Here is a 14,277-nt window from a genome sequence, read left to right on the forward strand (position 1 = left end):
AGTATTTATTTGTTAGTGAACTCTGCCAGATTATCTTTATCGACGCCGACGTAAGGAATACGAACGATTTTATTCTCGATTTTCCAGGTCGTGCCATCCGCTGCGCCTTTGCCGGCTGCCAGGTTTTTCGCCAGATCGAAAGTCGCTTTCGCCTGGTTGTTAGCATCGTTCAGCACGGTACCGGCCATTGCGCCAGATTTAACCAGTGCCAGTGCTTCTGGCAATGCATCCACGCCAAATACCGGTACGCTGGTTTTGTTGTGTGCTTTCAGCGCTTCTATCGCACCCATTGCCATAGCGTCGTTGTTCGCGATAACGACTTCAATTTTGTTAGCATTTGGACCGGACATCCACGCATCAACTTTATCTTTCGCCTGAGCGGTATCCCACATAGCGGTATCTAACTGCAACTGCTCAGTTTTAATGCCCTTGTCGTTCAGCTCTTTAATCACGTAGGTGGTACGTGCTTCAGCATCCGGGTGTCCCGGCTCGCCTTTCAGCAGAACAAACTGAATTTTACCGTCTTTGTTCAGGTCCCAGTTCGGGTTTGCCGCCCAGTGCTTAGCAATCAAATCGCCCTGAATGATGCCGGATTCTTTGGAGTCAGTACCGACGTAGAAGGCTTTGTCATAGCTGTCCAGCGCTTTACGAGAAGGCTCTTTGTTGAAGAACACGATAGGAACGTTCTGACCGCGTGCTTTCTCAATGACCGTGCCCGCTGCTGCCGGGTCAACCAGGTTGATCGCCAGAGCTTTCACGCCTTTTGCCAGCAACACATCAATCTGATCGTTTTGTTTAGACTGATCGTTCTGGGAGTCATTCATCAGCAGCTGTACATCTGGCGCCGTTTTGGCATCTTTTTCGATTGCTTTACGTACCACAGACATAAAGTTATCGTCATACTTATAAATCGTCACACCAATACGGGTATCAGCAGCGTGCGCAGCCGCACCGAATAACATGCTTGCCATTACAGCAGACAGGGTCAACACCTTCTTATTCATGGTATCTCCGGTTTTATTATGCAGGGTAGTACTTGAGATAAATGCTCGGCGGGACAGAACGTTACTAAACTGTTACTGAACGCCGAAGCTCACTTTTAAAAATATTTCTTCCGTGTCTGGCAACGCTCCAAAAACAGGCTTTAATTGTTGTTTAAGACGCCCACACCTCGATGAAAGTGATTATTCACCGTTACATAGTAGTTACAGCGCAACAAACAGTGTCATCATAGCTATCGCATTGTTAAGATACTGTGAATTTACTCACAGATTGAAAGCGGTTACATCAGGTGACATTATCAGTTAGTGATCGGTGCCGCATTCTGTCGCAACGCCACAGAATGACGTCGCACCAGTGTCGGCATAAAACAGTGCGTTGCCGCCGGATCCAGCGTACCCGCCGCCCCTTGTAGCGCAAGCTCTGTCGCCATTTTCGCCATTGACGCAATGGGGTAGCGCACGGTGGTCAGTTGAGGGTCAGTGTAACGGGCAATCGGGATATCATCGAAACCAATGATAGACAGGTGTAATGGAATGGCGATGCCGTTGTCTTTTAACGCCGTCAGCGCTCCGGCAGCCATGTTGTCGTTGTAGGCAAAAACCGCCGTCAGCTGCAAATTGCGCCCCAACAACTCCACCATGGCTGATTCGCCCCCCGGCATATCCGGTGAACCGGTACCTACCCAGCTTTCCGCCGGCGTAATACCGTGTTCCTGCAACGCGCTCATCCAGCCCTCTTTGCGCATCGCATCATCTTCAATTCGGTGGCTTGACGCCAGGTAGCCAATACGTTGATGACCGTTATTGAGCAGCATGCGGGTGGCCATTTTAGCTCCGCTGATATTGTCCAGGCAGACACAGCGATGGGCGTAACCCGGCACAATGCGATTGATGAGCACCATGCCCGGGATGTGTTCCATAAACTCGCCTAGCTCGCGATCGCTCAGCGCTTTTGAGTGGACAATCAAGGCATTACAACGTTGGCGGATCAGGACTTCGATGGCATGACGTTCTTTTTCAGCTTCATGATAACTGTTGCCAATCAGCACATATTTCTGGTGCTGCTGAGCCACCAGATCCACGGCTTTCACCAATGCACCAAAAAACGAATCTGATACATCCATCACCACGACCCCAATGGTGTCGCTCACCTGCGTCGCCAGCGCTTGCGCATTGGCATTGGGTCGATAGCCTAACTGTGTCACAGCCTTCATTACCGCTTCACGGGTGTCAGGACTCACCAACGCACTGTTATTCAGTACGCGGGAAACCGTCGCTACAGAAACGCCAGACTGCCGTGCCACATCACGTATGGTTACCATATTCACTGCCCTGTTTAAGATTGCGGTTGCCCACGGACACCCCAGGCTGTGTATTTTGTCAGCACGAGGTACAGGACTGCGTGAGTCATGTCACAGGAATGAAAACGGTTACATCCATTTTGTTAATGAATGTGATCCAGATCGTTATCTGGATGTTCGCGGCAATGATGTCCCTGAAGCACGCAGGGTTAATTGACGCCATAGCCACTCCACCGGGCCCTGCCGGTAAAAATGCAGCCAAATGACGGAGAAAAGCAGGTTAACAGCCCAGACGGGAATAACGAAAAACAGCAGCGTCAGCCGGTCGAATTGCATAAACAAACCGAACTGATAAAACACCGTGGTGCAGATAAGCGTCTGCAGCAGATAATTAGTCAGCGCCATACGTCCTACGCAGGCAATAGCGATAACAATCTTAACGCGACTCAGTTGCGGCCAGAAACCAAACATCAACGCAGCGTAGCCGATGGTCTGAAACGGCGCGCTCAGTTCACGCGGGGCTTGTAGCAGGAAAGCACACCAGCGGTACGCCCAGTCGAGATGCCACTGCAGCATAATCGCAGGCAAATTGATTGCCATACCGGTCACCACCAGCAGCATGCCTGTACGTCGATAATGCGACAAACTGTACTGCCCTTTCAGCCAGCCACTGCGCATTAATGCGGCCCCCAACAGCATCATCCCCGCCAGTTGCCAGCCGTATTGCGCCCCCAGCGCCAGCAGGCTGTTTGACAGCATATCCACGCGGTTACTCACCGCCTCCATGCCGCCATTAATCTTCCAGTACTTTTCATACAGCAACGCGGAGGCATCCGGTGTCCAGGCGCGACTGGTTTCCCCCCCAGAAATCGAACCCAGCAGCAGCAGTACGCCGATCCCCACCAGATACAGCAGAGCACCGGTGTTAAACAGGCTTTTTACCGATGGGGCATCACGAATCAGCCGCCAGCCGATCAGACCGATTAAGCCATACGCCAGCAGGATATCGCCATCCCAGAATAGTAAGCCGTGAATAAACCCCAGTAAGACCAGCAGCGTGAGTCGCGACTGGATCCAGCGTTTTCCGCGTGGCAGCAGCATTTGCAGGCCCGCGCCGAAGAGCAGAGCGAACAGCGTGAGGAATTTCACCTGCGCGAAGAGATCGAGCACCGCCCAGGTCCAGGCATCCGATAAAGTAATGCTGCCAGACCAGGCCGGGTTGAGATATGCCGCCTTTGGCAAACCAAAGGCGCTGATATTGAGAAGCAGGATCCCGAGGATGGCAACGCCACGAATAAAATCCAGCGTGACATTACGCTCCATGGTCCTGCCCTTGTCAGTTGTGGTGACGTACAGCGCGCAGGAATTCCTGACGCGTATTCTGGCTGGATTTAAATAATCCGCCCAGTGAGGTGGTCGTAGTGGCGCTGGTCGCATCGCGAATACCGCGCGCTTTCACACAGTAATGCACCGCATCAATCGACACCGCCACATTATTGGTTCCCAGCAGGGTTTGCAGTGCAGTCAGGATTTGTTGGGTCAAACGCTCCTGTACCTGCGGACGCTGGGCAAAGAATTGCACGATACGGTTAATCTTCGACAAACCAATCACGGATTCTTTCGGGATATACGCCACCGTCGCTTTGCCATCGATAGTGACAAAGTGATGTTCGCAGGTGCTGGTCAGCGTGATATCACGAACGGTGACCATTTCATCAACCTTCATTTTGTTTTCAATGACGGTGATTTTAGGAAAATTGGCGTAATCGAGACCGGAAAAAATCTCATCGACATACATTTTTGCGATGCGATGCGGCGTTTCCATCAGGCTGTCATCGCTCAAATCAAGATTGAGCAATTGCATAATCTCGGTCATATGGCCGGAGATAAGACGTTTGCGCGTTTCGTTATCCATCTCTTGCACGGGCGGGCGCAGCGGTGTTTCGAGACCACGCGCAACCAGCGCTTCATGAACCAGGGCCGCTTCTTTACTGAGTGATGACATTTATTCTTCTCCTGCAGGTGTGGCGCCTCTGCCCTGCGTGGGGCAAAGTTTTTAGGCTGTGTCACAGCCAGAACATTGTGCGTGAGGCTGCGCACATAATCCAGTATTCACCGCGATAATTATTGAAATTGGCACCGCCTTTCAACGTGTGGCTTTCATGCACCGCTCGATCGGGTCGATACGGAGTGTTAACGCGAGGTTATATAGATGATGATGTATGTTTGCCCATTGCGGAAGTGAAAGTTACTCACGGCATCATGAATTATCTGTATTATGGTGAATTCGCAAACATATTCAGATTCAACACAACAAGGAGCCGTGCATGGAAATGCTCGAAGAGCACCGCTGTTTTGAAGGCTGGCAGCAACGCTGGCGTCATGATTCCGCCACCTTAAATTGCACCATGACCTTCAGCATTTTTCTCCCACCGCCGCGCGAAAATACGCCGCCTCCGGTACTGTACTGGCTGTCGGGCCTGACCTGTAATGATGAAAACTTTACCACCAAAGCGGGTGCGCAGCGCATTGCGGCTGAGTTGGGGATCGTACTGGTGATGCCGGATACCAGCCCACGCGGTGAACATGTTGCGAACGATGACGGGTACGATTTAGGCCAGGGCGCCGGCTTTTATCTCAATGCTACCCAGGCCCCCTGGGCCGCGCATTTCCGCATGTATGATTATTTGCGGGATGAGCTGCCGCAGCTTATTCAAGCGCATTTTAACGTCAGCGAGCGCTGCGCCATCAGCGGACATTCGATGGGCGGTCACGGCGCATTGATTATGGCGCTGAAAAATCCCGGCAGATACACCAGCGTTTCCGCCTTTGCACCGATTGTTAACCCCTGTCGCGTGCCGTGGGGCGTGAAGGCGTTTAGCGCCTATCTGGGCGAGGATAAATCGACCTGGGCCGAATGGGACAGCTGCGCATTAATGTTAGCCAGTAAACCGGAAGAGGCAATTCCAACGCTTATCGATCAGGGTGATAGCGATCAGTTCCTTGCCGATCAGCTCCAGCCCGCCGTACTGGCGGAGGTAGCCCGTCAGACCGCGTGGCCGATGACGTTACGTATCCAGCCAGGCTTTGATCACAGCTATTACTTTATTGCGTCGTTCATTGAAGATCACCTGCGCTTCCACGCGCAGTATCTGCTGAAGTAACCCCCCGAGGGCGCAAGCCCTCTTTGTTTCTCCATCATTCCTTCACTTTTTCTCCTTTTTTATTTAACAGCTATCTCTTTGATTTTATAAACACTTCCCAGAATATCATATCAAACACAAATGATTTCTATTATCATTTGTGTTTACAATAATTCATACTTTTGTACAATCCCTCCGCTTCTTTACTGAAAAGAGTCCTTAAAAGACAAATACATACAATTGTCATGGCCTTTCACATGACACGCAGTTAGATTCATTTAAATGGAATGATACAAATGACTATACCTCACGTTAAGGCCGTTGCTGCCGCAGTATGCGTCGCCAGCCTCCCATCACTCGTCTATGCCGCTGACCAGGATACCGTAGTGGTCACCGCGACCGGTTTCGAGCAAAAGATTCAGGATGCCCCCGCCTCTATTTCTGTGATCACCAAGCAGCAAATTGAGGATAAAGCCTACCGCGATGTCACCGATGCGCTCAAAGACGTGCCTGGCGTCGTCGTCACGGGTGGCGGTAGCAGCAGTGATATCAGCATCCGCGGGATGGCCTCGCAGTACACGCTCTTCCTGGTCAACGGTAAGCGGATCAGCACACGCGGCACGCGACCGAACAGCGATAACTCCGGCATTGAACAAGGCTGGCTGCCGCCGCTGGAATCCATTGAACGCATCGAAGTGATCCGTGGCCCCATGTCATCGCTGTACGGCTCCGATGCAATGGGCGGGGTGATTAACGTGATCACCAAAAAGGTATCGAATACCAAAGGCTGGAGTGGTTCTCTACATGGTGACGCCACCTTCCAGGAAGACCGTGACTCCGGCGATATTTACCAGACTAACGCCTATGCGTCCGGGCCGCTGATTGACGGATTACTCGGCGCAAAAGTCACCGGGTTATTCTCTCACCGTGCCGAAGATGAAATCGTCAATGGTTATAACGAACAGCGTATGCGTAATGGGGGATTAACCCTGAACCTTACGCCGGATGATAAAAACGACATTGACTTCGATTACGCCCGTGAACTGCAGGATCGCGACAGTACGCCAGGTAAATCCACAGCAGAAGAAAGCTGTCGCAACGGAAGCTGTAAGCCAAACAGCAAAAGCGAAAACAAGTATGTGCACACGACCTATTCATTAACCCACAGCGGTTACTACGACGACTTCAACACCACCAGCTATATTCAGCAGGAAGAGACCGATAACCCGGGTCGTCAGATGAAGTCCTATAACACTATTTTTAACAATCAGAACCAGATTTTCCTCGGGGCACATACCCTGACGGCAGGCGGACAGTACCGTTATGAAAAACTGCGCGATAATGGTAACCAGCTGGAAGCGGCAGACGGTCTGAACAAGCTGACCCGCTGGAGCTGGGCGCTGTTTGCTGAAGATGAATGGGCCGTAACCGATACCTTCACGCTGACCGGCGGCCTGCGTATGGATAAAGATGAAAACTACGGTGATAACTGGACACCACGCGGCTACGGCGTATGGCATCTCAGCGATCAATGGACCCTGAAAGGCGGCGTGTCTGCAGGTTACCGCGCGCCGGATCTGCGCCAGTCGTCAGCAAGCTGGGGACAGGTGACTGGCGGTGGTCGTCTGAACGGCATCATTGTGGGCAACCCGGATCTGAAACCGGAAAAGAGCCTGAGCGAAGAAATCGGCCTGCTGTGGGATAACGGCAACGACCTCAACGCGGGCGTGACGCTGTTCAACACCGACTTCAAAGACAAGATCACCGAAGTTCGCCGCTGTAACAGCAGCGCCGATCCGGCCTGTACCATCGGCGGAACCCACTATGATTTTGTCAGCGATCGCGTTAACGTCGATGAAGCCAATATGCGCGGCGTAGAATCCACCTTCGGCTGGAAAATCACCTCCGATCTCAACTGGACGGCAAACTACACGTTCACCGAATCTGAACAGAAAAGCGGTCAGTTCTCCGGTCAGCCGTTAAACAAAATGCCGAAGCATATGTTTAACACCACGCTGGACTGGCAGGCCACGCAGGATCTCGGTTTCTGGAGCCGTCTGAACCTGCGCGGGAAAACCTCTGAGTACCTGAGCCGTACGTCGATGGCTCAAGGGACACCATCCTATACTCAGGTCGATGTTGGTGTGCGTTACTACGTGAGCAAGGATGTGCTGGCCACCGCTGGCGTGTACAACGTGCTGGATAAGCAAATCGATTACGAGACCTATGACACCATACTCGATGGTCGTCGTTACACGGTTGGCCTGACCTATAACTTCTAAGTTTGACGCAATAAAAAACCCCGGCATTTACCCTGCCGGGGTTTTTTGTTATTTCCTGCCAAAATGCTTAAGACGATTTCTTCACGCGATCCGGGAATTGCATTTCGCTGTAACGCACGAAACGCGTCCCTCTGGTCAGTTTATAGCCGAACCAGATAATCAGGAACAGCGGAATACCAATATAGGTCGCCATCACGCCGCCCCAGTCAATGGTGTCTCTCAGGAACGCTTCGTAGTTTTGCCCCAGGGTGATAATCAGGCACAGCACGAACGCAAAGATCGGTCCCAGCGGGAAGAAGCCTGAACGATACGGCAGATCGTTTATATCACGCCCCTGCATCACATAACCGCGACGGAAGCGATAGTGGCTGATGGCAATCCCCAGCCAGGCGATAAAGCCCGTCATACCGGAGGTGTTCAGCAGCCACAGGTACACGGTCTGGTTGCCAAACATAGAGGTCAGGAAACACAAACCTGCCACCACCGTGGTCGCATACAGCGCATTACGCGGGACGCCGCCACGAGACAATTTGGCGAAAATACGCGGCGCTTTGCCGTCGCATGCCAGGGTGTAGAGCATGCGCGTTGAGGCATACATACCGGAGTTACCCGCCGACAGCACCGCGGTCAGGATCACAGCGTTCATTACCGCAGCCGCAGAAAGCAGGCCCGCGTGCTGGAAGACCAGCGTAAACGGACTGACGCTAATGTCTTTCACATCGTTGCGCAGCAGGCTTGGATCGGTATACGGAATAATCAGACTGATAATCAGGATCGCGAACACATAGAACAGCAGGATTCGCCAGAACACCTGACGCACCGCGCGCGGAATGTTCTTCTCGGGATCTTCAGATTCACCCGCCGCAATACCGATAAGCTCAGTACCCTGGAAGGAGAAGCCGACGATCATCGCCACACCAATCATGGCTGCAAAGCCACCGGCGAAAGGTGCATCTCCCGTAGTCCAGTTGCTCCAGCCCACCGGCTGAGCGCCTTTGAAGATGCCGAAAATCATCAGCACGCCAACCGCGATGAAGATAATAACGGTGGTGACTTTGATCAGCGAGAACCAGTACTCTGCTTCACCAAAACCGCGAACAGAGATGTAGTTCAGCAGGAAGATGACGCACAGGAACAGCGCACTCCAGATCCAGCCTGGCGTATCCGGGAACCACCAGCTCATCACCAACTGCGCAGCGACCAGGTCGACGGCAATGGTGACCGCCCAGTTGTACCAGTAGTTCCAGCCCAGCGCGAAGCCAAAGCCTTCTTCTACATAGTTCTGACCGTAAGTGGAGAACGAACCAGAAACCGGCATGTACGCTGCCAGTTCACCGAGACTGGTCATCAGGAAGTACACCATCAGGCCAATCAGAATATAGGAAAACAGCGCGCCGCCTGGACCCGCCGCAGAAATGGTTGCACCAGATGCAACGAAAAGACCCGTACCGATGGAACCGCCAATGGCAATCATCGTCAGGTGGCGCGCCTTCAGTTCACGACGTAGCGTGGGCGCTTCTGTGGTTTTAGTTTCGGAAACCATGGGAAAATGCTATCCATCCAAAAAATGAGGCGCGATTGTAGCAGACGAAATGGCATTCTTCCGGCACAAATACGCTGTTATAAGAGACCTTCATGACTGGCCGTGGATTATAAGTAAAGCCGAAAATAGTCGGCATGCTGCCTGAAAAAATATCGCCGCCCTACTGCTGGTCGCTGTAGCGTAAAAAGCGCAGCAGCGCATTGGAGAGATGTTTTTGACGGTGATGGACACGCCAAAGAGTACGGACTAAACGCGGTAACGGTACAGGCACTTCACTCAGCGTTCCCGCCTGTAGCTGCTCCTCAATCACCCGACGTGACAGGCAGCTAATCCCTAATCCATGACGCACAGCATGCTTAATGGCCTCGGAGTTACCCAACTCCATGGCCATCTGAAATCGCGGCAAATGAGATAACAGCAAGTAATCCACCAATTCACGCGTACCGGACCCGCGCTCACGCAGGATCCACGGTGAAGCCGCCAGTTGTTCCAGCGTAACGGGACCTTTTACCAGCGGTGACGTCGGTGCAGCAAACACCACCAGCTCATCCTCCAGCCAGGGTTCTGAGATGATTTCCGTACTGTGGCATGGCCCTTCTATCAGTCCAATGTCGACCCGGAAATCCAATACGGCATTAATTACGTCCAGGCTGTTCCCCACGCTCAGTTCCAACGGCAGATCGGGAAAATCATGACGATAGTGGGCAATCATGGCAGGTAAAATGTAATTGCCGATGGTGCTGCTGGCATAGACGCGAATCGCCCCATTATCTTCCCGGAAAAGCTGTTCTATCTCGGCCGTTTGCTCAAGCAGCGCCAACGCGCGGGGATAGAGTAAACGCCCGTGCTCATTGACCACCAGACGTTTACCTACGCGATCGAACAGCTGTACACCAAGCTGGCCTTCTAAATCAGTCAGCGCTGCGCTCACTGCGGATTGCGACAATGACAGCATGACAGAGGCCTGGGTTGTCGAGCCACTTTTCAGTACCTCGGCAAACACTTCAAGTTGTCGCAGGGTGATATGCATGGTCGTTTTCCTCTAGATGGCCCGTGTTTACCACTTATTCAGATTAATTATAAATATATAATCAATTTTATTTTTATACCACTTCACCTTACTATTTTCTCCAAGAAATCATTCCATTGACAGGAGGGGTTATGACCGAACTCGCCCTAAAGAATCATCGACGTACAGTGTGGCATTTTATTCCGGGGCTTGCCCTGAGCGCAGTCATCACCGGAGCCGCGTTATGGGGTGGTTCTATCCCCGCGGTTGCGGGGGCCGGGTTCAGCGCCCTCACCTTAGCCATTTTACTGGGGATGGTCCTCGGCAACACCGTCTATCCGCACATCTGGAAAAGCTGTGACGGCGGCGTACTGTTTGCGAAACAATATTTATTGCGACTGGGGATCATCCTTTACGGCTTTCGTCTCACCTTCTCGCAGATTGCTGACGTTGGCGTCAGCGGGATTGTGATCGATGCGTTGACGCTGACCAGCACCTTTATGCTTGCCTGCTTCCTCGGCCAGAAGGTGTTTGGTCTGGACAAACACACCAGTTGGCTGATTGGCGCCGGGAGCAGCATTTGTGGTGCCGCGGCGGTACTGGCAACAGAGCCGGTCGTGAAAGCAGAAGCCAGTAAAGTGACGGTCGCTGTCGCCACCGTGGTCATCTTCGGTACCATTGCTATCTTCCTGTACCCGGCGATGTATCCGTTGCTTTCGCACTGGTTTAGCCCTGAAACCTACGGGATTTACATTGGGTCAACCATGCATGAAGTCGCACAGGTTGTCGCTGCCGGACATGCCATTAACCCGGATGCAGAAAACGCAGCCGTTATTGCCAAAATGCTGCGCGTCATGATGCTGGCTCCGTTCCTCATCCTGCTGGCAGCTCGTGTGAAACAACTGTCTCCGGCTAACGGCGGCGAAAAGAGCAAAATCACCATTCCGTGGTTTGCCATCCTGTTCATTGTGGTGGCGATATTTAACTCGTTCCACCTGCTGCCGCAGTCTGTGGTGAACATGCTGGTCACCCTCGATACCGTGCTGCTGGCAATGGCGATGGCCGCACTTGGGCTGACCACTCACGTCAGCGCGCTGAAAAAGGCCGGTGCCAAACCGTTACTGATGGCGCTGGTGCTGTTTGTCTGGCTGATTGTCGGTGGTGGTGCAATCAACGTTTTGATTCACAGCGTGATGGCATAATCAAACACGACTAACCCCCGTTGACCCGCTATACTCTCCCCTTTTGTATTTGAGTATGGCGGGTTTTTCCCGTCATATTTCGAGTTGCAGGCGCTGCTCAAAACGTAATGCGTTTTGTCCTGCAACTCGAACTATTTGGGGAATCAATTATGAAATATATTGGAGCGCACGTAAGCGCCGCTGGCGGTCTGGCCAATGCCGCTATTCGCGCCGCAGAAATCGATGCCACCGCATTCGCCCTGTTCACCAAAAATCAGCGCCAATGGCGCGCCGCGCCGTTGACTACTGACGTCATTGATGACTTCAAGTCGGCCTGCGAGAAGTATCACTTTAGCAGCGCACAAATTCTTCCTCACGACAGCTACCTGATTAACCTCGGCCACCCGGTCAGCGAGGCGCTGGAAAAATCACGCGATGCCTTTATTGATGAAATGCAGCGTTGCGAGCTGCTGGGGTTATCCCTGCTTAACTTTCATCCGGGCAGCCATTTAATGCAGATTCCGGAAGACGAATGCCTGGCACGCATTGCCGAGTCCATCAACATTGCCCTCGCGCAGACCCAGGGCGTAACCGCAGTTATTGAAAACACCGCCGGTCAGGGCAGCAATCTTGGTTTTAAGTTTGAGCATCTGGCCGCCATTATCGATGGCGTAGAAGATAAATCCCGCGTGGGCGTCTGCATTGATACCTGCCACGCCTTCGCCGCCGGATACGATCTGCGAAGCGCCGCCGAGTGTGAAAAGACCTTTGCCGAATTTGAACGTATTGTCGGCTTCAACTATTTACGTGGGATGCACCTGAACGATGCCAAAAGCACGTTTGGCAGCCGCGTTGACCGCCATCACAGCTTAGGTGAAGGCAATATCGGTCACGACGCCTTCCGCTGGATTATGCAGGATGACCGTTTTGACGGCATTCCGCTGGTGCTGGAAACCATCAATCCGGATATCTGGGCGGAAGAAATAGCCTGGCTGAAAGCGCAGCAAACCGATTCTGCCGCCGCCTGATCGGGCGGATTGAGTGAATAAAAAAGGGCCGAATCATCGGCCCTTTTGTGTCAGCAGCAGAAATTATGCTTTCGCCACCGCGTCCTCTTCTGGACGTTTCAGGAAGGCATAAGACAGACCCGCTACCAGCGTACCGGCAATAATCGCCAGCAGGTATCCCACTACCGGCGTAATCGCGCCAGGGATCAGCAGCACAAACAGGCCGCCGTGAGGCGCCATCAGCTTCGCACCCACCGCCATCGACAGTGCGCCGGTCAACGCGCCACCGACGATGCAGCATGGCAGCACACGCATCGGGTCACGGGCGGCGAACGGGATCGCCCCTTCGGTGATGAAGCACAGGCCCAGCACCAGAGCCGCTTTGCCCCCTTCACGCTGTGCGTTGTCGAATTTACGACGCGCCACCAGCGTAGCCAGACCCAGCGCCAGAGGGGGAACCATCCCCGCCGCCATAATAGCCGCCATCGGTGCATACGTCTGCGTACTGAGCAGGCCGACACCGAAAGCATACGCCGCTTTGTTGACCGGACCGCCCATGTCGGTACACATCATGCCGCCAAGAATCGCCCCAAGCAGCACTGCGTTCGCCGTTCCCATGGTTTGCAGCCAGTGGGTCAGGCTTTCCAGAATACCGGCAACCGGTTTACCAATCAGGTAAATCATTGCCAGCCCAACCACCAGGCTCGAGAGCAGCGGAATGATCAAGATTGGTTTCAGCGCTTCCATACTTTGCGGCAGCTTCAGCTTGGTGCTGATGAGTTTCGCCACGTAACCGGCAAGGAAACCGGCGATAATCCCACCAATAAAGCCAGAACCGGTACTAACCGCCAGCATACCGCCGATAAGACCCGGCGTCAGACCGGGACGGTCAGCGATGGAAAATGCAATATAACCCGCCAGAACCGGCACCATGAGCGCAAAGGCTGAACCGCCGCCAATTTGCATCAACGCCGCAGCCAGTGTGCCCGGCTCTTCAAATGCTTTAATACCAAAGGCAAAAGACAGTGCAATACACAGACCACCGGCAACCACCATCGGCAGCATGTAAGACACGCCGGTCAGCAGGTGACGGTATGCACCTGCGCTCTCTTTCTTACCTTCTGTTGCTCCGGACTGCCCATTCCCTACAGGCTGGTACGGCGTCGCTTCGTCTACGGCTTTATCCAGCTCCTGCTTGGTTTTCTTCAGCGCCAGTCCGGTAGAGGTGCGGTACATCGGTTTTCCGGCAAATTTCGCCAGATCAACTTCAATATCCGCCGCCACAATAACCAGATCGGCCTGCGCCACCTCTTCCGGGGTAATCGCATTGCCTGCGCCTACTGAACCACGGGTTTCAACCTTCACCCACCAGCCGCGTTTTTTGGCTTCAGTTTCAATGGCTTCAGCCGCCATAAACGTATGCGCCACGCCGGTCGGACAGGCCGTTACCGCCACCACGCGTTTGGGGCCACTGCTAGCTACAGGCGCTGCCGCAACCGGTGCGCTGTAGGGTTTCGCATGACCTTTCGCTTCGCTCAGGAACAGTTCAGGATGCGCCACCGCACGGGAGATGTCTCCCAGCCAAACTTTTTTGCCGTTCAGCGCACTGTCGTTAGGGAGGGTGTCACCCAGGACAATCGCCATCTCTGCATCATTCGGATTATCGATAATATCCAGATGCGCTTTTTGTGCCGCCGCTCCAAGCAGGGTTTTCGCCATGTAAGCGCGAGCCTGGCCGAGATTAGCGTCAATAATCAGCAGCGTTTTCATTATGCCTCTCCTGCTGTCAGTTAAACGGTTTTAAGTCGAC

11 protein-coding genes are annotated in these 14,277 nt (G+C 53.2%); 4 read left to right on the forward strand and 7 right to left on the reverse strand.

The genetic code is table 11. From position 1 onward, the window contains the following. Positions 1-5: 5 nt before the first annotated feature. The 4 genes from mglB to folE all read right to left on the reverse strand — a co-directional run bounded on the left by mglB (position 6) and on the right by folE (position 4,307). Positions 6-1,004, reverse strand: a complete 999-nt coding sequence (gene mglB / locus FDX22_RS08415) for a galactose/glucose ABC transporter substrate-binding protein MglB (RefSeq protein WP_096756485.1) — start codon at positions 1,002-1,004, stop codon at positions 6-8. 296 nt (positions 1,005-1,300) lie between these two features. Then, entirely contained in the window at positions 1,301-2,323 is a 1,023-nt protein-coding gene (galS, locus tag FDX22_RS08420) for an HTH-type transcriptional regulator GalS (protein ID WP_096756484.1), read from the reverse strand. A gap of 144 nt (positions 2,324-2,467) precedes the next feature. Next, positions 2,468-3,625, reverse strand: coding sequence for a DUF418 domain-containing protein YeiB (gene yeiB / locus FDX22_RS08425; RefSeq protein WP_146717027.1), 1,158 nt, complete (start codon positions 3,623-3,625; stop codon positions 2,468-2,470). Positions 3,626-3,638: 13 nt separating this feature from the next. Beyond that, on the reverse strand, positions 3,639-4,307 hold the full coding sequence (gene folE / locus FDX22_RS08430; RefSeq protein WP_096756482.1) for a GTP cyclohydrolase I FolE: 669 nt from the start codon (positions 4,305-4,307) through the stop codon (positions 3,639-3,641). A gap of 322 nt (positions 4,308-4,629) precedes the next feature. Here folE and fghA point away from each other — a divergent pair, with 322 nt between their 5' ends. Then, complete coding sequence (gene fghA / locus FDX22_RS08435; RefSeq protein WP_096756481.1) at positions 4,630-5,466, forward strand: S-formylglutathione hydrolase; 837 nt, start codon at positions 4,630-4,632, stop codon at positions 5,464-5,466. A gap of 275 nt (positions 5,467-5,741) precedes the next feature. Beyond that, a complete protein-coding gene (locus FDX22_RS08440) occupies positions 5,742-7,727 on the forward strand; it encodes a ligand-gated channel protein (protein WP_115258026.1) in 1,986 nt (661 codons plus the stop codon). A gap of 67 nt (positions 7,728-7,794) precedes the next feature. On the opposite strand, the gene lysP is transcribed toward FDX22_RS08440, so the two are convergent. Continuing rightward, the gene (gene lysP, locus FDX22_RS08445) at positions 7,795-9,270 is read right to left on the reverse strand and encodes a lysine-specific permease (protein WP_096756479.1); all 1,476 of its coding nucleotides are present in this window, start codon (positions 9,268-9,270) and stop codon (positions 7,795-7,797) included. A gap of 160 nt (positions 9,271-9,430) precedes the next feature. Further along, positions 9,431-10,300 carry a DNA-binding transcriptional regulator YeiE gene (yieE, locus tag FDX22_RS08450; RefSeq protein ID WP_115258025.1) on the reverse strand — a complete coding sequence of 290 codons (870 nt, stop codon included), beginning with the start codon at positions 10,298-10,300 and terminating at the stop codon, positions 9,431-9,433. A 131-nt stretch (positions 10,301-10,431) separates the two neighbouring features. On the opposite strand from yieE, the gene FDX22_RS08455 reads away from it, so the two are divergent. Both FDX22_RS08455 and nfo read left to right on the forward strand, forming a co-directional pair. Then, the gene (locus FDX22_RS08455) at positions 10,432-11,481 is read left to right on the forward strand and encodes a YeiH family protein (protein WP_146717028.1); all 1,050 of its coding nucleotides are present in this window, start codon (positions 10,432-10,434) and stop codon (positions 11,479-11,481) included. A 149-nt stretch (positions 11,482-11,630) separates the two neighbouring features. Next, the gene (gene nfo, locus FDX22_RS08460) at positions 11,631-12,488 is read left to right on the forward strand and encodes a deoxyribonuclease IV (RefSeq protein ID WP_115258023.1); all 858 of its coding nucleotides are present in this window, start codon (positions 11,631-11,633) and stop codon (positions 12,486-12,488) included. A gap of 63 nt (positions 12,489-12,551) precedes the next feature. Here the strand turns inward: nfo and fruA are convergent, their stop codons facing one another. After that, positions 12,552-14,237: a PTS fructose transporter subunit IIBC gene (gene fruA / locus FDX22_RS08465; protein ID WP_117343459.1), complete on the reverse strand. Its 1,686-nt coding sequence runs from the start codon at positions 14,235-14,237 to the stop codon at positions 12,552-12,554. Positions 14,238-14,277: the final 40 nt, after the last annotated feature.

The organism is Citrobacter sp. TBCS-14, from assembly GCF_005280805.1.
Lineage (GTDB): Bacteria > Pseudomonadota > Gammaproteobacteria > Enterobacterales > Enterobacteriaceae > Citrobacter > Citrobacter gillenii.